The sequence below is a fragment of the Microbacterium sp. MEJ108Y genome, assembly GCF_000834175.1.
GTDB lineage: Bacteria > Actinomycetota > Actinomycetes > Actinomycetales > Microbacteriaceae > Microbacterium > Microbacterium forte.
Genome location: NZ_JXQX01000038.1, coordinates 268,975 through 288,750, shown reverse-complemented (window position 1 = coordinate 288,750; position 19,776 = coordinate 268,975). Strand labels below are relative to the sequence as shown.

Below are 19,776 nucleotides of genomic sequence, written 5' to 3'. Positions count from 1 at the left end.
CCATGCTGATCGCCTTCTCCGTCGCACCGAGCGGCGTCCCCTCCGACGGCGCCGAGCGCTCCGACGCGTCGGTCCACGATGCGGTCGCCGCCGCCGTCCGCGTCGTGCGGGAGTCGGGCCTGCCGCACCGCACGACCAGCATGTTCACCGAGATCGAGGGCCCGGACTGGGACTCGGTGATGGATGTCGTCAAGCGCGCCACCGAAGCCGTGATGCCCTTCGGCTCGCGGGTGTCGCTCGTGCTCAAGGCCGATATCCGTCCCGGCTACACCGGAGAGCTCGACGCGAAGATCGAGCGGCTCGAGGCGGCGATCGACGACGCGGACACCCCGTAGACTCGACGGGTGAATCCCTCGACTGAATCGAGGGGTGCGGCGAAGTGGGCGCTCCTCTCCCTCGCCATAGGCAGCTTCGGCATCGGCATGACCGAATTCGTCGTCATGGGCCTGCTGCCCAACATCGCCGACGAGCTGCTGCCCACGCTGTGGGCCTCCAGCCCTGAAGACGCGCTGAGCCAGGCAGGGTGGCTGATCTCGCTCTACGCGCTCGGCGTGGTCGTCGGTGCTCCGACGATCGCCGGGTTCGTCGCCCGCTACCCCCGGCACCGGGTCATGATCGGCCTGGCGCTGGCGCTGACCGTGTTCAACGCGCTCACGGTGTTCCTGCCGACCTTCGAACTCGTGGGTGCGTCACGGTTCCTCGCCGGTCTGCCGCACGGTGCCTACTTCGGCATCGGCGCCCTGGTCGCGGCGGACGTCATGGGGCCGGGCAACCGCGCCAAGGGCGTCGCCTTCATCCTCACAGGTCTGACCGTGGCGAACGTGGTGGGAGTGCCGCTGGGAACCTTCCTCGGTCAGCTCTGGGGATGGCGGGCGGCCTTCGCGGTCGTGACGCTCGTCTTCGCCCTGGCGACGGTGTGCATCGCGTTCTTCGTGCCCGCACATCCCGGCTCGCCCGGGCGGACCATGCGCGAGGAGCTCGGCGTCTTCCGCATTCCCCAGGTCTGGTTCACCCTCGGTGTCGGCGCGATCGGCTTCGGCGGCTTCTTCGCGGTCTACAGCTACATCGCGCCGCTGGTGACCGAGGTGGCCGGCTCGCCCGAGTGGGCGGTGCCGATCGTGCTGGTGCTGATGGGGCTCGGGATGACAGCGGGCAACCTCGTCGGCGGACATCTCGCGGACATCGACCTGCGACGCACGCTGCTCTTCGGACTTGCCGCGATGGCTGTGGTCTTCGCCCTCCTCGCCGTGCTCGCATTCTGGATCGTCACCCTCGCGCTGCTCGTGTTCGTGGTCGGCTTCGTGTCTTCGGTGCTGAGCCCGACGATCCAGACCCGGCTGATGGATGTCGCCGGAGACAACCAGTCGATCGCCGCCGCGATGAACCACTCTGCGCTGAACATCGGCAACAGCCTCGGCGCATTCCTCGGCGGCGTGGTGATCGCCGCCGGATGGGGCTTCGTCGCGCCGTCCTGGACGGGTGCGGCGCTCGCGGTCGCCGGCCTCCTGATCGCCCTGCTGTCGTATCGCTCAGAGGCGCGCAGACCGGTGCTCACGGCGGCGTGAGCGGTGCTCCGCCTCGTAGAGTGAGGCTGTGACCGACCTCGACGATCTGCCCGTCGCCGGGACAGCCGTGCTGCTGCGTCCGACGCCCGAGGGCTTCGCCGTGCTGCTGATGCGTCGGCCCGATCGCGGCTCGTTCGCGGGGGCCTGGGTGTTCCCCGGCGGCAAGGTGGAGCCGTCCGACCGCCGAGAGGGGGCGGATGAGAGTGACGATGCGCGCAGGGCGGCGGTTCGCGAGACAGCCGAGGAGGTCGGCCTGATCATCAGCGATCCCGTGCTGCTGTCGCGCTGGCATCCGCCGGTCGAGGCGCCCATTCGCATCCGGACCTGGTTCTTCCTGGCCTCAGCGCCTGACGACGAACCGCGGTTCTCGGTCGACGAAGTCGTCGACGTGGTGTGGCTGAGCCCGGCAGAAGCCCTGTCGCGACACGCGACGGGGGAGTGGACGCTCTTCCCTCCGACCTGGGTCACCCTGCACCAGCTCGGCCGATTCTCCTCGGTTGATGCTGTGCTCGCTTCCGGAGGGGTGGCGCAGCATTTCTCGACCCGCGTGGTCGAGACGCCGCAGGGCAGGGACTTCGAGTGGGACGGTGTGCGGCTGCGCACCGGTTCGCTGCCGTGGACGATCGACGAGAGCTAGCTCGCGAGCAGCCGTCGGAGATTGCTGCCGACCGACTCTGTCTCGATGAGGAATCCATCGTGACCGAAGTCGCTGGTCAGCACCACCGCTTCGGGGCCGTCGAGGGTGTTCGGGATGCTGCGGGCGATGCGGTGCTGGCCATCGACGGGGAAGAGCCGGTCGCTGTCGATCCCCAGCACGAGTGTCGTGGCGGTCACGGCGCGCAGCGCCTCTTCGACGCCACCGCGGTCACGGCCGACGTCGTGCGAGTTCATGGCCTCGACGAGGGTGATGTAGCTGTTCGCGTCGAAACGGCGGGTGAACTTGTTGCCGTGGAAGTCGAGGTACGACTCGACGGCGAAGCGACCGCCGTGACCGAGAGGAGACACCCCGGACTGCCACGAACGCTGGAACCGCTGGTTGAGCTCGATCGGGCTGCGGTAGTTCAGCAGCGCCATGCGTCGGGCGAGCGCCAGGCCGCGGTGCGGACCGTCGCCGTCGGCCAGGTCGTAGTACTCGCCGCCCTGGAACCTCGGGTCCATGCGGATGGTCTCGAGCTGCACCGTGTTCAGGGCGATCTGATCGGCAGTGGTGACGGGCGGGGAGGAGAGCACTGCGAGGCGGGCGACGCGATCAGGGTGCGTGACGGCCCATTCGAGGGCGTGCATCCCGCCCATGGATCCGCCGATCACGGCGGCCCAGGTGTCGATCCCGAGGGAATCTGCGAGGCGCACCTGGGCTGCGACCTGGTCTCGGATGGTCAGATAGGGGAAGCGGGAGGCCCACTCGTATCCGGAGGGCGCGATGCTGGCGGGTCCCGTGGAGCCCTGGCAGCCGCCGAGCATGTTCGGCGCGATGACGAACCACCGGTCGGTGTCGAGCGGACCTCCGGGCCCGGTCACGTCCTCCCACCAGCCTGCGGTCGGGTGCCCCGCTCCGGCGCCGCCGCGCACGTGGCTGTCGCCGGTGAGCGCGTGGAGCACCAGGATCGCGTTGTCGCGCGCGTCGTTCAGCTCGCCCCACGTCTCGAACGCGAGACGGATGCCGGGGAGCTCTGCGCCGCTCTCGGTCGCGAAGGCGCCGAACGAGGCGAAGCTGCGTCCGCCCGCCGGGTCTCCGTCGCGCCACGCGCCGGTCGCCGGTGGTCGTGCGCGAAGCAGACGCACGTCGGCCTCCGTCACGGGCGCCGAGGGCACCGTGTCTTCAGAGGTCGTCTGCCAGTCCATGCTCCCATTCTCGCCTGGCACGCGACTCGTCGGACGCACGTTACGCACCCGGGTGTGCCGCCGGCGGATCCGCCGTGCGCGGCCTCAGAAGCCGAGCGTCGTCACGGTCGCCAGGTGGTCGCTGCTTCCGGCCCGCATCGTCGTGGAGCCGAGCACGGCCAGGCCGCGCACGAAGACGTGGTCGATCCTGGCGAGCGGCAAAGTGGCAGGCCAGGTGAACCCGAGGGTGCCGTCGGTCGGTCGGACCCAGTCGAGCTGCGACCGCGCGGCAGCCAGGGCCGGGTCGGCGGAGGCGGCGTTGAAGTCGCCCACGACGACGATCGACTCGGCGCTGTCTGCAGCGACGGCATCGGCGATGCCGGACAGCATCGCGTCTCGGTCGTCCTGCACTCCTGGCCGCACGGAGGCCGCATGCATGACGTACACGGCGACGTCCGCACCCGGCGCGCTCACCACCACGCGCAGCGCGCGCTTCCAGTCGAGACCGAGCGACAGCGCCTGAGCGTCGGCGATGGGGAGGCGGCTCCAGACCGCGACCGTGCCGATCGCGTAGGAGTGCGGGTAGTCGGCGGCGAGCGTGTCACGGGCGGCGGCGAGGCTGTCGGCATCGAGCTCCGTCAGCGCGATGACGTCGGCACCGGAGGCGGCGAGGTCTGCTGCGGATTCCGCTGCGCCGCCGGAGTGCGCGCGCACGTTCTGGCTGACGATCTCGACGGTGGACGTCCCGTCGGGGGCACCCGATGCGAAACCAGGGGTGGAGGGCGCGATCGCCAGCACCCAGACGAGGATGGGCACGAGCAGCACCAGGACGACGCGGCGGGCGCGGATCAATGCGATCGCCGACAGGACTCCGAGCGCGAGGCCGCACCAGGGAAGGAGCGCGGCGGCCGCGGTTCCCACGACTCCGGGGATCCAGACGCCCACGATCATGATCAGCACCACGAGACCTGTGACGGCGATGATGCGCCCCGCGCGCGCGTTCGATCGTCGGTGTGTCGGCGAATTCGTCGTGGCGGTGATCGTGGGCTCCTCGGGCAGGCTTCCCATTGTCGACGGAGCTGTCTGTGCACGGGCCGTGCGTGCCCCGAACGAGCAGATGCCGCGAGCCGAAGCCCAGGGCACCTGCAGCGTCGACGGAGGGTCAGGCGCGAGCGGCCTCCGACACACGGCGAGCCGCGCCGAGCGCCTCGTCGAGGTCGGCCTTGAGGTCGTCGATGTTCTCGATGCCGACCGACAGGCGCACGAGGCCGGGCGTGACGCCGGCGGTGAGCTGCTGCTCGGGAGTGAGCTGTGCGTGCGTGGTCGACGCCGGGTGGATCACGAGCGAGCGCACGTCGCCGATGTTCGCGAGGTGGCTGAAGAGCGACAGGCTGTTCACGAACTCGCGACCGGCCTCGACGCCGCCCTTGAGCTCGAAGGACAGCACCGCTCCGACGCCCTTGGGGGCGTAGTGGTTCGCCTTGGCATACCAGGGGGAAGAGGGCAGGCCCGAGTAGTTGACCGACGCGACGTCGTCGCGGCCGTCGAGCCACTCGGCGATCTCCTGGGCGTTCTGCACGTGGCGCTCGATGCGCAGCGAGAGGGTCTCGATGCCCTGGATGAGGTTCCAGGCGCTCTGCGGTGCGATGGCCGAGCCGAGGTCGCGGAGCAGCTGCACGCGGGCCTTGATGATGTAGGCGAGCGGGTCGCCGACGGCAGCGGTGTAGCTGGCGCCGTGGTACGAGGGGTCGGGCACGGTGAGCCCGGGGAACTTCTCGACGTTCTTCGACCACTCGAAGGTGCCGCCGTCGATGATCGCGCCGCCGATGGTGGTGCCGTGGCCGCCGAGGAACTTCGTCACGGAGTGCACGACGATGTCGGCGCCGTGCTCGAACGGGCGGATCAGGTACGGGGTCGCGATCGTGTTGTCCACGATCAGCGGCACGCCGCCCTCGTGCGCCACGTCTGCGACGGTGCGGATGTCGAGGATGTTGATCTGCGGGTTGCCGATGGTCTCCGCGAAGAACAGCTTGGTGTTCGGGCGGATGGCGCGGCGCCACTCCTCGGGGTCGTCCTGGTTCTCGACGAACGTGACCTCGATGCCGAGCTTCGCGAGCGTGTACTTGAACAGGTTGTAGGTGCCGCCGTAGATCGAGCTCGACGACACGATGTGGTCGCCGGCTTCGGCGATGTTGAGCACGGCGAACGTCGATGCAGCCTGACCGCTGGCGAGGACGAGGGCGCCGGTGCCCCCCTCGAGTGCCGCGAGGCGCTGCTCCAGGACGTCCTGGGTCGGGTTCTGGATGCGGGTGTAGATGTTGCCGAACTCGGCCAGAGCGAACAGGTTCGCCGCGTGGTCGGCACTGTCGAACACGTAGGACGTGGTCTGGTAGATGGGCGTTGCGCGGGCCTTGGTCACCGGGTCGGGAGCGGCTCCGGAGTGGATCTGCTTCGTCTCGAAACGCCAGGTCTCGGGTGCGGACATGTGTTCCCCCTGGAACTGTTGGAAGGTCGGTTCGACTGATGTCGTTGATGCGACAGTACGGAATGTCGGAGGCTGTCAACAGCGGGTGGGAAATGTGACGTAATGAAGTCGGGCCGAACCCGCGGGCCGACGAGCCGGGGGATCAGGCCTGACCGAGCAGTCGCCCCGCCCACATGCGCGCGATCACGAACGGTTCGGCGAACGTCGTCATCCCGACCGTCACGATCGCACCCTCGTACAGCAGCATCATCCCCTGCGCCATCGCACGGGGATCGGCCATTCCCGCTTCGGCGCAGAGCTCCTCGAACACGTCTAGCAGCCAGGCCTTCTGACGTGACACCTCGGGGAACACAGGGTGGTCGTCGTTGCCGTCTCCGATCTCCGCGCGCGCGTTGATCGCGCTGCATCCCTTCGGGCTGTTCTCGTCGGACCAGGTGATGGCGGCGTCGAAGATCGCGAGCACACGATCAGGGCCGGGCTCGGGAACGCGGGAGAGGTGGGCGGCCACGTGCTCCCGCCACCGAGCGTCGCGGTGCTGGAGGTAGGAGACGACGAGCGCCTCCTTCGATCCGAAGCGGTCGTAGAGCGTCTTCTTCGTGACTCCGGCCGCCTCGGCGATCGTGTCCACTCCGACCGCATGGATGCCGCGTTCGTAGAAGAGCCGCGAGGCGGCGTCGAGAACGCGCTGCCCTCCGGGGGTGAGCGGGGCGAGCTCGGGAACGGGCTGCGTCATGTAGTTGACTATACCAGTCTGTATAGTCGACACATGAGTAAACAGATCGGTCTACTTCGTTCGGTGGTCACTGTCGCCGCCGCCGTGGCCTTCATCGTGACCTGGAGTTCGGGATTCATCATTCCTGCGTACGCCACGGTGGACGTGTCGCCGCTCACGCTCCTCGTGTGGCGGTTCGTGCCGCTGGCCGTCCTTCTCCTCGCCGTGCTCCGTCTCTCGGGCGCAGCGAAGGGGCTGCACATTCGCGACGTGCGCACGCAGGCCACGATCGGACTCTTCGCGCAGTTCGGATACTGTGTCGCGGTCTACGGCGCCGTGGCGGCCGGCATCGCCACAGGCACGGTGGCGCTGATCGACGCGGTGCAGCCACTCGTCGTGGCCGTCCTCGTCGGACCAGTGCTCGGTCTGCGAGTGCGAGGTGCGCAATGGGCAGGGCTCGTGATCGGAGCGGTCGGCGTGCTCCTCGTGGTGCGTTCTCAGTTCGGGTCCTCCGAGGCGCCTGCGATGGCGTATCTGCTGCCGGCCGTGGCGATGGTCTGCCTCATCATCGGCACCCTGCTGCAGCGGAAGTCGGCGGTGAAGAGCGGCGTGCTCCTCACCCTGACCATCCATGTGACGGTGACCGCGGTGCTGCTGCTCGTCATCGCGGTGGTGACCGGAACCCTGCTCCCGCCGGCGTCGGCCTCGTTCTGGCTCGCTGTCGCGCTCACCGCGGTGTTCCCGACACTCGCCGCCTACGGCCTGTACTGGTGGTTGCTGCGGCGGGTGGGGATCACGGCGTTGCAGGCTCTGCTCTTCCTGATCGCCCCGGCGACGTCACTCGCCGGCAGCATCCTGCTGGGAGAGCCGATGACGGTCGTCACGGTCGCAGGGTTCATCCTGTGCGGGATCGGTGTCGCGGTGGTGCTCACAAGCGAGGCGAGATCGCCCGAGACGACCGCATCGTCGGCCCGAAAGCGCGACGTGGCGGTGCGCGAGGCGAGATAGTGGCCGGAACATCGTACGGTGGAGGCATGGTGAACAGGCGTGCAGTCGTGACAGGTGCGAGCTCGGGTATCGGACAGGCCACGGTGCGTGCGCTGCGCGCGCGCGGCTGGGGAGTCGTCGGAGTCGCACGACGTGCGTCCCGGTTGGCGGCGCTCTCGGCGGAGACGGGTGCCTCGACGATCGCGTGCGACCTGACCGACCCGGATGCCGTGGCAGCGCTGGTCACGGAGCTCGAGGCCTCGGGGCCCGTGCATGCGCTCGTGCAGGTCGCCGGCGGAGCACGGGGGACGGACCGCGTCGAGAACGCCTCGATCGACGACTGGCAGTGGATGTACGACGCCAACGTGCTCTCGAGCCAGCGACTGGTCGCCGGTCTCCTGCCCCTGCTGAGGCGGGCGGCCGCGGCGGACGGGCACGCCGACACCGTGTTCGTGACGTCGACGGCCGCACAGGTGGCCTACCCCGGCGGAGGCGGCTACAACGCGGCCAAGGCCGCGCAGGCGATGCTGGTGCACGCGCTCCGACTCGAGCTGAACGGCGAGCCGATCCGAGTCGCCGAGATCGCCCCCGGCATGGTGCACACCGAGGAGTTCACGCTCAACCGGCTGGGCGGCGACTCGGTCGCCGCGGAGGCCGTGTACTCGGGCGTCGAGGCGCCGCTGCAGGCGGAAGACGTCGCCGACGTGATCGCCTACGCGCTGGATGCCCCCGGCCACGTGAACCTCGACCTCATCACGATGCGACCCGTCGCGCAGTCCGCGAATCATCTGCTCGCCCGCGGACCGCTGCGCGTGCGACCGATCGACTGAACGATGACTGCGCGAACTCTTGCCGAGCTCGCCGATGACGGTCTCATCGATCCGGGGTGGGCCGACGCACTGGCGCCGGCTCAGCAGACGATCACCGCTCTCGGCGAGCGACTGCGCGACGAGCAGGCTGCGGGGCGGGGCTATCTTCCCGCGGGGGATCATGTGCTCCGTGCGTTCGAGCGCCCGCTCTCGGACGTCAAGGTGCTCATCACCGGTCAGGACCCCTATCCGACTCCCGGGCATCCGATCGGCCTGTCTTTCGCGGTCGACCGAGACGTGCGCCCCCTGCCACGCAGTCTCGGCAACATCTACGCCGAGCTCGAGAGCGACCTCGGCATCCCTCCGGCGCCGCACGGGGACCTGACCGCGTGGAGCGACCAGGGGGTGCTGTTGCTGAACCGCGTGCTGACGGTGCGTCCTGGCGAGGCCGGATCCCATCGCCGCTGGGGGTGGGAGCAGGTCACCGAGCTCGCGATCCGCGCTCTCGTCGCCCGTGACCGGCCGCTCGTCGCGATCCTCTGGGGAAAGGACGCCGCGAACCTCCAGCCGCTGCTCGGCGACACCCCTGTGATCGTGTCAGCGCACCCGTCGCCGCTGTCCGCCCGCCGGGGGTTCTTCGGCTCCCGCCCGTTCTCCCGGGCGAACGCGCTTCTCGAAGGGCTCGGTGCGAGCCCGGTCGACTGGCGCATCGGCGGCGAGCCCCCTCTAAGCTGATCGCATGCAGTTCGAGCCCGGTGATCGCCGCCGTGTGCTGCCGCGCCATCTGCGCCCGCAGCCGGAACCCGAGGTGTTCTCGTACTCGATCCGCCCCGCACGGTCAGGCGATCTGCCGTACGTGCGCGAGATCTACAACCATTTCGTCAGCAACTCGGTCGTCACTCTCGATGAACGGCGCAGCAGCATCCCCTATTGGCGGGAGAAGTTCGCGCTGCTGAGCAAGCTGGGCCTGCCCTTCCTGGTGGCGGTCTCGCCGGCGGGAGTCGTGATCGGATACGCGCTGGCGCAGCCGTGGGCGGGCAAGAACGCCTATCGGTACACCGTCGAGGACTCGATCTACCTCGGACCGGGGGCCGGCGGCAAAGGACTCGGGGTCGCACTGCTGCAGGCGCTCATCGACGCATGCGAGCAGCTCGGCATCCGCGAGATGGTGGCCGTGATCAGCGACACCAAGGCAGACGCATCGATTCGTCTGCACGCGAAGCTCGGATTCGTCGAAGCCGGGCGCATGGGTCGAGTCGGACACAAGTTCGGCCGCGACCTCGGCACCGTCTACATGCGACGCGCCCTGCGCCCGAGCCGTCGGCGGAAGTTCTTCAGCTTGAGCTCCGGGCGCTGAGAATCGCGCTCATGCCGGGGGAGCGGGGATGACCGGGATCGCCGCGAGCAGCGTCTTCGTGTAGTCCTGCGTCGGACGCAGCAGCACGTCTGCGGTGGCTCCTCGCTCGACGACGCTCCCGTCTTTCATCACGACGACGGTGTCGCAGAGGTTCTGCACCACGCCGATGTCGTGCGACACCAGGACGAGCGTGAGGTCGGCGGTGCGCCGCAGCTCGATCAGGAGCTCGAGGATCTGAGCGCGGACGGTCACATCGAGCGCCGACAGCGGCTCGTCGCCGACGAGGATGCGCGGACGGTGGACGATGGCCCTGGCCAAAGCGATGCGCTGCCGCTGCCCGCCCGAGAACTCGTGCGGGTATCGATCGCCCATCTCGGGCTCCAGACCCACCTGCTCGAGCACTTCGCGCACCCTGGCTCGGTGATCTTCGTCGATACCGAGCGCCCACAGCGGCTCGCGGACGATCTGCGCCGCGGTCATCCTCGGGTCCAGCGATGCGTAGGGGTCTTGGAACACGAGACCGGTCTGACGGCGCAGCCAGTGCAGGGACCGCGCGGATGCCGTGGCATCCACCGCTCTCCCGTCGACCGTGACGGTGCCGGACGTCGGGTGGTCGAGACCGAGGAGCAGCCTGACGAGGGTGGACTTGCCCGATCCGGATTCGCCGATGATGCCGACGGACGATCCCTCGACGATGTCGAGATCGGTCGGCGCCAGCGCGGTCTGGCGCCGGGTGCGCTCGAACGTCGAACGCTTCGGGATCACGAAGTCGCGCCGCAGCGACCGCGCCTCGATGAGACTCATCGCGCACCTCCTTCAGGACGCCAGAGCGTCGCGGTGGCGTCGCGGAGGAGCCCCTGTGTGATCGGCGACGCCGGGGCGGTGAGGAGCGTGCTCACGGGGGCAGCCTCGACGACCCGACCGTCTTCGAGGACGACGCCACGGGTCGCGACCTGCGCCAGCACCGCCAGATCGTGCGTGATGAACATGAGGGACATGCCCTGTTCCTCGACGAGGTTCAACAGCAGCGAGAGGATCTCGGCCTGGATGGTGACGTCGAGAGCGGTCGTCGGCTCATCGGCGATGAGCAGGCGTGGCCGGCATGCGAGCGCGATCGCGATCGCGACACGCTGCCGCTGACCGCCCGACAGCTGATGCGGATAGCGATCGACGATCGATGCGGGATCGGGCAGCCGCACGCGCGCAGCCTCCTGGATCGCACGCTCGCGGGCTTCCCGCCGACCGATGCCCTCATGGATGCGGATCGACTCGGCGATCTGCCTGCCGATCGTGCGGATCGGGTTCAGGGCGGTGCGGGGCTCCTGGAACACGATCCCGATCTCGTCTCCGCGCAGTCTCGCGAGCTCGCGGTCGGGGAGCCCGATCAGCTCTGTGCCGTTCCAGCGGATGCTGCCGCTCGCGACCGCACCCTCGGGGAGCAGACCGAGCACCGCGAGGGCGGTGAGCGACTTGCCGGAGCCGGACTCACCGATCAGGCCGAGACGGGATCCGTCCGGCACCTCGAACGAGATGCCGTCGACGACGGGGCGTCCGTCGATGCGGACGACGAGGTCCGTTACCTCGAGCGTCATGCGATCACCGCCGGTGTGTGGATCTCGGCCGCGCGGTGACGCAGCGTGGGGTCGGTGGCCTCGCGCAGGCCGTCACCGAGGAGGTTGAGCGCCAGCACGGTGATCGTGATCGCGAGGCCCGGCCAGATGACCGAGAGCGGATGCACGCCGATGTAGCGCTGCAGGTCGGCGAGCAGGAGTCCCCAGCTCGGCTCCGTGACCGAGGCGCCGAAACCGAGGTACGACAGGCCGGCCTCGGCGAGCACCGCGACCGCCATCGACCACGAGAGCTGCACGATGAACACGGGGGCGACGTTCGGAAGAAGGTGGCGAGCGAGGCTCTGTCCGGTCGTGAGGCCGGACGCCCGAGCGGCGAGGACGAAGTCGCTCTGCTGCACGCGGCGCAGCTCGGGCCTCGTGACGCGGGCGATGTTGACGCCGAAGCCGATGCCGACCGACCAGATCACCACCCACAGCGAGCCGCCCCAGACCGACGAGATCATCATGGCGATCAGCAGCACGGGGAAGGCGATCAGGATGTCGACGAGCACAGCCACCGTCTCTCGCAGCCAGCGGGCGGTGAGCGCTCCGAGCGCGGCGAGGGAGATGCCGACCAAGGTCGCGATGACGCCGGCGCCGATGCTGACGAAGACCGTCGTGCGAGCACCTGCCATGAGCAGGCTGAGGATGTCACGGCCCGTGTCGTCGGTGCCGAGCAGATGAGGCCAGCTCGGGACCGACCAGCGAGCGCGCAGGTCGGACTCCTGGGGATCGAACGGGGTCCAGAACAGCGAGACGAGTGCGGTGAGCGCGACGACGGCGACGACGATCACGCCGAATCGACCTGTGGCGGATCGCGCCAGTCTCGGAAGCCAGCCGGGCATCAGGCCTCCCTCTGGCGCGGATCGATCGCGCGATGGATCAGGTCGACGAGGAATCCGACCACGAGCACGAATCCGGTGAGGACGAGGAGTTCGCTCTGCACCTTGATGAGGTCTCGGGTGCCGACGTCGGCCACCAGCATCCGTCCGATCCCGGGAAGTGTGAAGAGCTGTTCGATGACGACAGACCCGACGATGATCCCGGCGATCTGGAGTCCCAGCACGGTGATGATCGACAGGCCCACTGCGGGGATGCCGTGCGAGATGAGGGCGCGGGTGCGGGTGAGGCCCTTGGCGGCCGCCGTGCGGACGAAGTCCTGGCCTGCCGCCTGCAGGGTGGCGCTGCGGACGAACCGCATGAGCATCGCCCCCTCGACGATGCCGATCGTGAGAGCGGGCAGGAGGAGCGACTCGATCGCCTTCCACGGCGTGCTCCACCCCGTGCGGGGAAACCCCTGCGGCGGAAGCCAGCCGAGCCAGACCGAGAAGACGACGATGAGCATCATCCCCGCCCAGACGACCGGCACGGCGGCGAGGGCCTGTGCGCCGACGCTGAGGGCGGTGCCTCCGCGGCCGCCGCGCCGCACGGCTGACAGGATGCCGAACGGCACCGCGATGAGCACGGCGATCAGGAGGGCCAGGATGCCGAGGGGAACCGTGACCTGCGCCTTCTCGAGCAGCTCCTCGCCGACCGATGCACCGGAGAGCAGAGACGTGCCGAGATCACCGCGGAAGAGGCCCCCGATCCACTCGGCGTATTGCGCGGGGAGGGGACGGTTGAGGCCCAGCGATTCTCGGAGCGCCTCGACCTCGGCGGGGGAGGCCTGGGTTCCGGCGATCAGCTGCGCGACGTCGCCGGGGAAGACCCGCAAGGTGAGGAAGATCACCGCACTCGAGACGAGGAGCCCTGCGATGAGCAGGGCTCCTCGGACGAGCGCGTAGCGGATCACGAAGTGCGCGTCGTCACTTCTCGGTGGCGACGGTGACGCCGGCCAGGTTGATGCGCGAGTTGATCGAGTCCTCGGGGAACCCGGTGACCAGCGGGCTCACGGCCGTGATCGTCGCACCGTTGTACAGCCAATCCGCCGCGTGATCCTCGGAGACGATCCGCGCGGCCTCGGCGAGCAGGTCCGCGGACTTGTCGGGGTCGACCTCGGCCATAGCCTCGGTGTAGAGGCCCTGCACCTCGGCGTTGTCGTAGCCGAAGTAGTACTCGGGATTCGCGAAGTTGCCGAAGTCGCGCGGCTCGACGTGCAGCACGAAGCTCAGGTCGTAGTCGTGGTTGGTGTAGACGTCCTCCAACCAGGCCGGGAACTCGACCGAGTCGACGTCGAGGGTGACTCCGACCTTCTGGAAGTCGGAGATGAGGACCTTCGGGACCGTCGTGCCATAGAAGTTCGGGATCGTCAGGGTGAGCTCGAGGTCTTCCTGCCCGGCCTCGGCGAGCAGCTCCTTGGCCTTCTCGGGGTCGTAGGAGACGACGTCAGAGAGGTCTTCATAACCGGGGTCCAGTTCGGGAATCGGTCCGTAGAGGGTCGAGCCCGCGCCGACAGCCTCGACCAGAGCCTCGTGGTCGATCGCGAGGCGCAGCGCTTCGCGCACCCGGACGTCGTCGAGGGGCGCCTTGGCGTTGTTGAACGCGAGCGTCGCCTTGTCGGTGGTGCGGCCGGTCGTGAGAGTGAAGTCGCCGGACTCCTCGAGCTGCGGGGCGAGATTCGGATCCACCGCTGTGAGCACCTGGACGCCGCCATCGAGAGCAGCGTTCACCCCGGCCGTGAAGTCGGGGATGTACTGGAACTCGACCTCGGCGACGCCCGCAGGCTCGCCCCAGTAGGCCTCGTTGCGGGCGAACGTGATGGCGCTGCCCTTGTTCCACCGCGTGAGGGTGAAGGGACCTGTGCCGTTCTCGGCCGTCTTGAGATCGGTCGTATCGCCGGTCTGGAACACGAGACCGGCAGGACCGGTCAGTGAGAACAGGAAGTTCTGGTTCGGCGCCGTCAACACGATCTGCACCGTGGTCGGGTCCGGTGCGGTGATCGAGGCCACCGAGGCGAACTCGGCATTGCCCTGCAGCGTCGCGTCGGTGCGCACAGCCTCGTAGGAGGAGACCACATCGGCGGAGGTGAGCGCGGTTCCGCTGTGGAAGGTGATGCCCTCGTTCAGCGTGAAGGTGTAGGTGAGTCCGTCTTCGGAGACCTCGTAGTCGGAGGCGAGTCGCGGCACGATCTCGTTCTCCTGCGTGCGGCTGATGAGACCCTCGTAGATGTTGTCGATCAGGATCTGCTCCAGCGCTGCGCCGCTGGTGTGACGGATGTCGAGGTTGGTGGGCTCGAGGACGAGGCCGACCTGCAGCGTCGCGTCCGGATCAGGCTCTCCGACCGGTTCGGTGGTCTCGGGCTCTGCGGCACCTGCGCAGGCAGTGAGGACGATGGCGCTCGCCGCGATCGCGGAGATCAGCGCGAGTCGTCGCGTACGTCGGAACATGGGGTGTTTCCTCTCGGTGCGGCAGTTGCTGTGTGCCGTTGGATCGAGCCTAGGGATGTGTCAGGGCGTGAGGGCGGAATGTGGAACGGAACGTCACATTCCGCGAGAAGCGAGGGATGCGGAGATCAGCGACGCCAGCTCGGCGGGTGCGGTCTCCTGGACGTTGTGCGTGGCGTGGACGGCGGTGACGCGGGCGTGGGGCAGGCGCTCGCCGAACTCCTTCGCATCCGCCTCGCTCACGAAGCCGTCGATGGCGCGGACGAGCGTCACCGGGGCAGTAGTCTTCGACAGATCCTGCCATCCGGTCGTGTGGAGCAGGGACGGCGCCGAGTCGTCTCCGGGGCCGTGGGCTGCCAGTGTCTGAGCGGCGAGGTGCGCGAAATGGTGCTTCCACTCGACGCGGCCGTCGTCGCGCACACGGGTGTTGAGGAACACCCCGCGCTCGGTGTCGGAGCGGGCGCCCCCGAAACCGAAGGAGATCGCGCGGTCGACGAGCTCGTCGCGGGTCTCGAAATCGGTGGGTCCGGCGTAGAACTCGCGCAGGGCGGCTGGTCCGGCCGAGGTGTCGATGCCGGGAGTGATGTCGACGACGATCAGCTCGGACACGAGCTCGGGGCGGGCTGCAGCGAGGGCGGCGCCGGTGAGGCCGCCGAGCGACTGGCCCACGACCAGCTGCGCTCCGTCGGTCCAGGCGTCGAGTGCTGCCGCGACGTCGACCGCGAGCGTGCGAGGGGTGTAGTCGACGTCGCTGCGCCATGATGAATCGCCGTGTCCGGCGAGGTCGATCGCGAGCACCGGCTGCTGAAGGGCGAGCACCGTCGTGTCCCACGTGTGCGCGTTGAGGCCCGCGCCGTGCAGCAGCGTGACACGGGGCGTCTCTTCGCCGAACCGCAGAGCGCTGACGTGACGGCCGTCTGGGAGGGGCAGCGTCACGCGTCGGACGGATGGCACGGGGACTCCCATCGCCTGCGCCTGTGCGGGAAGATAACTGAACTCGCTGGTGTCGATCGCCACTTGCATATTCTGCTCTGTTCTCGGGGCAGTGCGGAAATGCAGGAGCAATGTGTCAACACAGGTTGCGGTGAAGAGTGTCATTGCGCAAGCCTGATGCGGAGGACTGTTGTCATTCTGCATTCGTCTGCGTGGAAAGCGACTCGCCGGGACGATTGCGCAACGGAATATCATTGAGGCATGAGCGAGACGCGAGTGCACCTCTCCAAGACCGAGCCAGCGGCCTATCAGGCCCTCGACGCCTTCGCCCGTACGGTCGGTGACATCTGTGCAGCGAACGGCATCGACGATCGGCTCAAGGAGATCGTGATGATCCACTCCTCGCAGCTGAACGGATGCAGCTACTGCACGCGCCTGCACGTCGACAGAGCCCTCAAGGCCGGCATCGACACGGACACGCTGATGCAGATCGCGACCTGGCGTGAGAGCGACGTGTTCAGCGACCGTGAGGAGGCCGCGCTCGAGCTCGCGGAGGCTTTCACGTTCATCTCCGAAGAGGGCATCTCCGACGAGGTCTACGACCGCGTCGGCGGAGTCTTCACCGAGAAGGAGTACGCGGCACTGAGCTGGGCCTGCGTCTCGATCAACGCCTTCAACCGGGTCGTCATCGCCGGACGATACCCCGTCCCGCCCCGCGCCCCACAGGCGCAGGCATGAGCGTCCTCGACATCGACGGCGTCAACAACTTCCGCGACGTCGGCGGACTCCCCGCAGACGGCGGGCGGATCCGCTCGGGGATGCTGCTGCGATCAGGCCAGCTCTCCGCCGCCACCACGGCGGGCGTGAACGAGGTTCGTCGTCGCGTCGCGCACATCGTCGACCTCCGCGACGGCGAAGAGGTCGCTGCGGAGCCGACCGAGATCGAAGGGCCGGACACCACCCACCTTCCGCTCTTCCTCGGATCCGTGCGTTCGTTCTTCGAGACGGACACGAGCCTGGAAGACCTCTATCTCCACCTTCTCGAGGAGAGCGGAGAGCGGCTCGTCGCCGCCATCCGGATCATCGCCGCCGGCGAGCCGACCCTGATCCACTGCACGGTGGGCAAGGATCGCACCGGGGTGACGGTCGCCCTGGCGCTCGCCGCGGTCGGTGCCGACCGCGACGCGATCATCGAGGACTATGCACTCACGGAGTCGCTGCTGCCGGCCGAGCGGTCGCATCGCATCGCCGCGTACCTGAGGTCGCAGCATCCGCAGGCGGTGCACGCGGTCGCGTTGGCCACGCAGTCGCCTGCGCCCGTGATGAGGGCGCTGCTCGAGCAGGTCGACGAGCGGTGGGGCTCGGCCGCCGGCTACCTTCGCGCGAACGGCATGACGGATCAGGAGCTCGAGGCTCTTCGGGCGGCGCTCGTGGAAGAAGTTGCTGAGCAAGGTTAGGCAACCCTTCGCGTCCTGTATGATGGATGCATCATGGAGACCTTCCTCGAGACCCGCAGCACGCGTGCCGAGCGCCGCGCCGCACGTCGTCGCGCTCACCACCTGGTGACCGCCGACGAGCATTCGCTCGCCGAACTCGAGGTCTTCCTCACGACTCTGCCGCTGTGCGCATCGGGCCGGATCTTCATCGAGGTCGCCGACGCATCGGACATCGGCGTGATCGACGCTCCCGGACGCATGACCGTCACCTGGCTCGCTCGAGCCCAGCGATCGGGAGCACCCGGAACCGGGCGGGCCTGCGCGCCCGGACAGGCGCTCGCGCGAGCAACCTGCGCCTGGGCTGACGAGATGCTCTGCGACGACGAGCTCGAGACCCACATCACCCTTCTCGGCGGCTACCTCGGCACGGCCGACATCGTCGAGCACCTGACCGGCACCCTCGACATCCAGCCCGCTCAGATCTACGCCCCCGAACGGTTCGGACTTCTTCCCGTCGACCGCTGAGGGCTCTGCCCGTCTACGGCTGAGGGCTCCGCCCGTCTACGGCTGATGGCTCTGCCTGTGTGCAGCTGAGAGCTCTGCCCTCTACGGATCAGGGCTCTGCCCGTCTACGGCTGAGGGCGGCTGCGGCGGACGTAGTTGCCGTCTTCGAGGCCCGCTTCGATCTCGAAGCGGTTGTGCAGGGGATCCCGGCCTGCGAAGAGATAGAGCACCGGAAGCAGGAATCCATAGCGCAGCCACTGTGCTTTGTGCACCGCCTCGTGGCGCAGCATCGCGTCGCTGGGTCGGGCGTCACCGGTGAGGAAGCAGCCGCCCACGCAGACCCCGCCGCGATTGAACGTCCAGTTCGGCATCCCTCGGAACACCCAGAGGCCTGCTCGTCGTTCCACGGGGCCCGTGCTCCACAGTGAGCCCCAGATCCAGCCGACCGCCGTGCCCCACCAGTATCCGATCCGACTGACCGGCGAGCGGAGGAGGAACGAGGGGATTCTCCGGTCGAGTCGTCGACCGCGCGCCAGGGCGAGCTCGGCAGCGGGCCGCCAGTCAGCCGTCATGCGACAGCACCGACGAGGCGGAGCAGCGCTCCCAGGTCGTCGACCGCATCGGCGGGCGACCGCGGGGCGAATCCGGCGATGGTCGCGCCGGCCAGCGGCACGCGTGACCGCAGCGCGCGGATCGCTGCGCTGAGGGCCGCAGGCGCGAGCCCGAACGGGGCAGGGGAGGAGACGCCGGCGATCTCGGCGGGATCGAGCACGTCGACGTCGATGTGCACCCATACGCGGCGTGCGCCGGTCGCCTCGACCGCGTCGGCCAGGGCATCAGGCGAGTCGAGATCTTCGACGGAGAGCTGCGTGAGTCTGTCGAGAGCAGTGACCTCGGCATCGTCGAGATTGCGCATGCCCACCGTGACCACTCGATCGCGTGCGATTCCGGGCGCGAGCGTGAGCTGAGGTTCTCCCTCGCCCAGCACGGCTCGGAGCGCCATGCCCGAGAACGCGCCGGAGGGGGAGGTGTCGGGCGTGTGCATATCGGCATGGGCGTCGCACCACACGACGGCGAGGTCATCGGTGCCGCCGGGGAGAGCTGCCAGGGCGGCGACCGTCACGCTGCAGTCGCCGCCGATGATCACCGTGTCGGCCGTCATGCTCGCATCGACGAGTTCTCTGGTGCGAAGAAGCGCGCTGAGGCGTCGAACGCCCGTGCCCAGGGACTCGCCCGCCTCCACCGGCACATCGAGCACGGTGGTCGCCGCGCGCGGAAGGTCGCCGGCGATCGCCGAGGCGCCGTCGACGAGGAGCATCGCGCGCGGGGCAGGGGAGCCCTGCCATTGCGGGACGACGAGGAAACGCACCATGGGTGCCTCCAGCTGTGAAGAGGAGCGGGTGCCTCGGACACGAGGATCCGAGGCACCCGCAGGTGTATCAGGAGCCTTCGATGGCCTGACGAGGGGCGGAGCCGCCCGCCTTCAGCTCGGCGAGACGAGCCTCGACCTCGGTGAGCTCACCGAGGTCTTCGAGGCTCTCGAACTGCGCGTCGAGGCTGGAGGCCGCGAGTTCGATCTTGCCCTGGGCAAGGGCCTCCTGGCGGCGGACCTTGTCTTCGAAACGGCCCAGCTCGCTGGTGGGGTCGAGGACGTTGATCGACGAGACCGCGTCCTGGACCTTCGTCTGCGCCTCGGCGACCTTCGCGCGGGCGAGCAGCTCGCTGCGCTTGTTCTTGAGCTCGCCGAGCTTGTCCTTCATGCCGTTGAGGCCGGACTTGAGCTTGTCGACGATCTCGGTCTGTGCCGCGATCTGGGGCTCGGCCCCGGTCGCCTCGCGCTCGGCGCTGATCTGACGCTGAAGAGCGATCTTCGCGAGGTTGTCGAACTTGTCGGCGTCGGCCGCGTCGCCCTTGGTGCGCATCTCGTCGGCCTTGCGGCTGGCGGCGAGGGCCTTGTTGCCCCACTCGGTGGCCGCCTGGACGTCTTCTTCGTGGTCGCGCTCGAGCAGGCGCAGGTTGCCGATGGTCTCTGCGATGGCCGACTCCGCATCGGCGATGCTGTTCGTGTAGTCGCGAACCAGCTGGTCGATCATCTTCTGCGGGTCTTCCGCAGAGTCCAGGAGGGAGTTGATGTTCGCGCGGACGAGGGTCGAGATACGTCCGAAGATGGACTGCTTGGTCATGCGTGGTTCCTTTCAGAGGGTCGGACTCGATGTCTGGGGTCGATGTGTGTG

23 protein-coding genes are annotated in these 19,776 nt (G+C 68.6%); 10 read left to right on the top strand and 13 right to left on the bottom strand.

All coding sequences use genetic code 11. From position 1 onward, the window contains the following. The first annotated feature begins 2 nt into the window (after window positions 1–2). From RU09_RS16295 to RU09_RS16285, 3 genes are read left to right on the top strand one after another with little or no spacing between them, the layout of a single operon-like run. Window positions 3–335 (top strand): thiamine-binding protein, encoded by a 333-nt coding sequence (locus RU09_RS16295; protein WP_042541904.1) that lies wholly within the window; start codon window positions 3–5, stop codon window positions 333–335. A 9-nt stretch (window positions 336–344) separates the two neighbouring features. Beyond that, a complete protein-coding gene (locus RU09_RS16290; RefSeq protein WP_042541903.1) occupies window positions 345–1,565 on the top strand; it encodes an MFS transporter in 1,221 nt (406 codons plus the stop codon). Between the two features lie 28 nt (window positions 1,566–1,593). Further along, the gene (locus RU09_RS16285; RefSeq protein ID WP_042541902.1) at window positions 1,594–2,202 is read left to right on the top strand and encodes an NUDIX hydrolase; all 609 of its coding nucleotides are present in this window, start codon (window positions 1,594–1,596) and stop codon (window positions 2,200–2,202) included. Here RU09_RS16285 and metX read toward each other — a convergent pair. The 4 genes from metX to RU09_RS16265 form a co-directional block, all read right to left on the bottom strand. After that, complete coding sequence (gene metX / locus RU09_RS16280) at window positions 2,199–3,407, bottom strand: homoserine O-acetyltransferase MetX (protein WP_042541901.1); 1,209 nt, start codon at window positions 3,405–3,407, stop codon at window positions 2,199–2,201. The genes RU09_RS16285 and metX overlap by 4 nt on opposite strands. An 84-nt stretch (window positions 3,408–3,491) precedes the next feature. Then, window positions 3,492–4,454, bottom strand: a complete 963-nt coding sequence (locus tag RU09_RS16275; protein ID WP_052493010.1) for an endonuclease/exonuclease/phosphatase family protein — start codon at window positions 4,452–4,454, stop codon at window positions 3,492–3,494. Between the two features lie 94 nt (window positions 4,455–4,548). Next, the gene (locus RU09_RS16270) at window positions 4,549–5,871 is read right to left on the bottom strand and encodes a bifunctional o-acetylhomoserine/o-acetylserine sulfhydrylase (protein ID WP_042541900.1); all 1,323 of its coding nucleotides are present in this window, start codon (window positions 5,869–5,871) and stop codon (window positions 4,549–4,551) included. A gap of 142 nt (window positions 5,872–6,013) precedes the next feature. Next, on the bottom strand, window positions 6,014–6,604 hold the full coding sequence (locus tag RU09_RS16265) for a TetR/AcrR family transcriptional regulator (RefSeq protein WP_042541899.1): 591 nt from the start codon (window positions 6,602–6,604) through the stop codon (window positions 6,014–6,016). A gap of 33 nt (window positions 6,605–6,637) precedes the next feature. Here RU09_RS16265 and RU09_RS16260 point away from each other — a divergent pair, with 33 nt between their 5' ends. From RU09_RS16260 to RU09_RS16245, 4 genes are read left to right on the top strand one after another with little or no spacing between them, the layout of a single operon-like run. After that, window positions 6,638–7,591: a DMT family transporter gene (locus RU09_RS16260; RefSeq protein ID WP_042541898.1), complete on the top strand. Its 954-nt coding sequence runs from the start codon at window positions 6,638–6,640 to the stop codon at window positions 7,589–7,591. 26 nt (window positions 7,592–7,617) lie between these two features. Then, window positions 7,618–8,400, top strand: a complete 783-nt coding sequence (locus RU09_RS16255) for an SDR family oxidoreductase (RefSeq protein ID WP_042541897.1) — start codon at window positions 7,618–7,620, stop codon at window positions 8,398–8,400. Window positions 8,401–8,403: 3 nt separating this feature from the next. Then, window positions 8,404–9,114: a uracil-DNA glycosylase gene (locus RU09_RS16250; RefSeq protein WP_042541896.1), complete on the top strand. Its 711-nt coding sequence runs from the start codon at window positions 8,404–8,406 to the stop codon at window positions 9,112–9,114. Between the two features lie 4 nt (window positions 9,115–9,118). After that, the gene (locus RU09_RS16245) at window positions 9,119–9,736 is read left to right on the top strand and encodes a GNAT family N-acetyltransferase (protein ID WP_042541895.1); all 618 of its coding nucleotides are present in this window, start codon (window positions 9,119–9,121) and stop codon (window positions 9,734–9,736) included. Between the two features lie 9 nt (window positions 9,737–9,745). Here the strand turns inward: RU09_RS16245 and RU09_RS16240 are convergent, their stop codons facing one another. From RU09_RS16240 to RU09_RS16215, 6 genes are all read right to left on the bottom strand, one after another. Next, window positions 9,746–10,540, bottom strand: a complete 795-nt coding sequence (locus tag RU09_RS16240; protein WP_082041175.1) for an ABC transporter ATP-binding protein — start codon at window positions 10,538–10,540, stop codon at window positions 9,746–9,748. Further along, a complete protein-coding gene (locus RU09_RS16235) occupies window positions 10,537–11,328 on the bottom strand; it encodes an ABC transporter ATP-binding protein (RefSeq protein WP_042541894.1) in 792 nt (263 codons plus the stop codon). Before RU09_RS16235 ends, RU09_RS16240 begins: the two co-directional genes overlap by 4 nt. Continuing rightward, a complete protein-coding gene (locus tag RU09_RS16230) occupies window positions 11,325–12,191 on the bottom strand; it encodes an ABC transporter permease (protein WP_042541893.1) in 867 nt (288 codons plus the stop codon). The genes RU09_RS16235 and RU09_RS16230 overlap by 4 nt, the downstream gene beginning before the upstream one ends. Continuing rightward, entirely contained in the window at window positions 12,191–13,138 is a 948-nt protein-coding gene (locus RU09_RS16225; protein ID WP_042541892.1) for an ABC transporter permease, read from the bottom strand. The genes RU09_RS16230 and RU09_RS16225 overlap by 1 nt, the downstream gene beginning before the upstream one ends. 13 nt (window positions 13,139–13,151) lie before the next feature. Then, window positions 13,152–14,672, bottom strand: coding sequence for an ABC transporter substrate-binding protein (locus tag RU09_RS16220; RefSeq protein WP_042541891.1), 1,521 nt, complete (start codon window positions 14,670–14,672; stop codon window positions 13,152–13,154). 93 nt (window positions 14,673–14,765) lie between these two features. Further along, window positions 14,766–15,692 (bottom strand): alpha/beta fold hydrolase, encoded by a 927-nt coding sequence (locus RU09_RS16215; RefSeq protein ID WP_042541890.1) that lies wholly within the window; start codon window positions 15,690–15,692, stop codon window positions 14,766–14,768. Between the two features lie 171 nt (window positions 15,693–15,863). Here RU09_RS16215 and RU09_RS16210 point away from each other — a divergent pair, with 171 nt between their 5' ends. Genes RU09_RS16210 through RU09_RS16200 form a run of 3 tightly spaced genes read left to right on the top strand, consistent with a single transcriptional unit; the run spans window position 15,864 to window position 17,563 of the window. Next, window positions 15,864–16,340 carry a carboxymuconolactone decarboxylase family protein gene (locus RU09_RS16210; protein WP_042541889.1) on the top strand — a complete coding sequence of 159 codons (477 nt, stop codon included), beginning with the start codon at window positions 15,864–15,866 and terminating at the stop codon, window positions 16,338–16,340. Beyond that, complete coding sequence (locus RU09_RS16205; protein ID WP_042541888.1) at window positions 16,337–17,059, top strand: tyrosine-protein phosphatase; 723 nt, start codon at window positions 16,337–16,339, stop codon at window positions 17,057–17,059. The genes RU09_RS16210 and RU09_RS16205 overlap by 4 nt, the downstream gene beginning before the upstream one ends. Window positions 17,060–17,092: 33 nt before the next feature. Then, the gene (locus RU09_RS16200; RefSeq protein WP_042541887.1) at window positions 17,093–17,563 is read left to right on the top strand and encodes an SIP domain-containing protein; all 471 of its coding nucleotides are present in this window, start codon (window positions 17,093–17,095) and stop codon (window positions 17,561–17,563) included. A 104-nt stretch (window positions 17,564–17,667) separates the two neighbouring features. Here the strand turns inward: RU09_RS16200 and RU09_RS16195 are convergent, their stop codons facing one another. The 3 genes from RU09_RS16195 to RU09_RS16185 all read right to left on the bottom strand — a co-directional run bounded on the left by RU09_RS16195 (window position 17,668) and on the right by RU09_RS16185 (window position 19,725). Then, on the bottom strand, window positions 17,668–18,114 hold the full coding sequence (locus tag RU09_RS16195) for a hypothetical protein (protein WP_042541886.1): 447 nt from the start codon (window positions 18,112–18,114) through the stop codon (window positions 17,668–17,670). Then, on the bottom strand, window positions 18,111–18,914 hold the full coding sequence (locus tag RU09_RS16190) for an arginase family protein (RefSeq protein ID WP_042541885.1): 804 nt from the start codon (window positions 18,912–18,914) through the stop codon (window positions 18,111–18,113). Before RU09_RS16190 ends, RU09_RS16195 begins: the two co-directional genes overlap by 4 nt. A gap of 67 nt (window positions 18,915–18,981) precedes the next feature. Continuing rightward, entirely contained in the window at window positions 18,982–19,725 is a 744-nt protein-coding gene (locus RU09_RS16185) for a PspA/IM30 family protein (RefSeq protein WP_042541884.1), read from the bottom strand. Window positions 19,726–19,776 lie beyond the last annotated feature (51 nt).

Bases quoted from the DNA above. Each gene is read 5' to 3' on its own strand.
- RU09_RS16260 (WP_042541898.1), top strand. From the start codon at position 6,638: ATGAGTAAACAGATCGGTCTACTTCGTTCGGTGGTCACTGTCGCCGCC.
- RU09_RS16210 (WP_042541889.1), top strand. From the start codon at position 15,864: ATGAGCGAGACGCGAGTGCACCTCTCCAAGACCGAGCCAGCGGCCTAT.
- RU09_RS16235 (WP_042541894.1), bottom strand. From the start codon at position 11,328: ATGACGCTCGAGGTAACGGACCTCGTCGTCCGCATCGACGGACGCCCC.
- RU09_RS16185 (WP_042541884.1), bottom strand. From the start codon at position 19,725: ATGACCAAGCAGTCCATCTTCGGACGTATCTCGACCCTCGTCCGCGCG.
- RU09_RS16295 (WP_042541904.1), top strand. From the start codon at position 3: ATGCTGATCGCCTTCTCCGTCGCACCGAGCGGCGTCCCCTCCGACGGC.
- RU09_RS16215 (WP_042541890.1), bottom strand. From the start codon at position 15,692: ATGCAAGTGGCGATCGACACCAGCGAGTTCAGTTATCTTCCCGCACAG.
- RU09_RS16255 (WP_042541897.1), top strand. From the start codon at position 7,618: ATGGTGAACAGGCGTGCAGTCGTGACAGGTGCGAGCTCGGGTATCGGA.
- RU09_RS16220 (WP_042541891.1), bottom strand. From the start codon at position 14,672: ATGTTCCGACGTACGCGACGACTCGCGCTGATCTCCGCGATCGCGGCG.
- RU09_RS16195 (WP_042541886.1), bottom strand. From the start codon at position 18,114: ATGACGGCTGACTGGCGGCCCGCTGCCGAGCTCGCCCTGGCGCGCGGT.
- RU09_RS16275 (WP_052493010.1), bottom strand. From the start codon at position 4,454: ATGGGAAGCCTGCCCGAGGAGCCCACGATCACCGCCACGACGAATTCG.
- RU09_RS16270 (WP_042541900.1), bottom strand. From the start codon at position 5,871: ATGTCCGCACCCGAGACCTGGCGTTTCGAGACGAAGCAGATCCACTCC.
- RU09_RS16230 (WP_042541893.1), bottom strand. From the start codon at position 12,191: ATGCCCGGCTGGCTTCCGAGACTGGCGCGATCCGCCACAGGTCGATTC.
- RU09_RS16205 (WP_042541888.1), top strand. From the start codon at position 16,337: ATGAGCGTCCTCGACATCGACGGCGTCAACAACTTCCGCGACGTCGGC.
- RU09_RS16200 (WP_042541887.1), top strand. From the start codon at position 17,093: ATGGAGACCTTCCTCGAGACCCGCAGCACGCGTGCCGAGCGCCGCGCC.
- RU09_RS16250 (WP_042541896.1), top strand. From the start codon at position 8,404: ATGACTGCGCGAACTCTTGCCGAGCTCGCCGATGACGGTCTCATCGAT.
- RU09_RS16245 (WP_042541895.1), top strand. From the start codon at position 9,119: ATGCAGTTCGAGCCCGGTGATCGCCGCCGTGTGCTGCCGCGCCATCTG.
- RU09_RS16190 (WP_042541885.1), bottom strand. From the start codon at position 18,914: ATGGTGCGTTTCCTCGTCGTCCCGCAATGGCAGGGCTCCCCTGCCCCG.
- RU09_RS16240 (WP_082041175.1), bottom strand. From the start codon at position 10,540: ATGAGTCTCATCGAGGCGCGGTCGCTGCGGCGCGACTTCGTGATCCCG.
- RU09_RS16265 (WP_042541899.1), bottom strand. From the start codon at position 6,604: ATGACGCAGCCCGTTCCCGAGCTCGCCCCGCTCACCCCCGGAGGGCAG.
- metX (WP_042541901.1), bottom strand. From the start codon at position 3,407: ATGGACTGGCAGACGACCTCTGAAGACACGGTGCCCTCGGCGCCCGTG.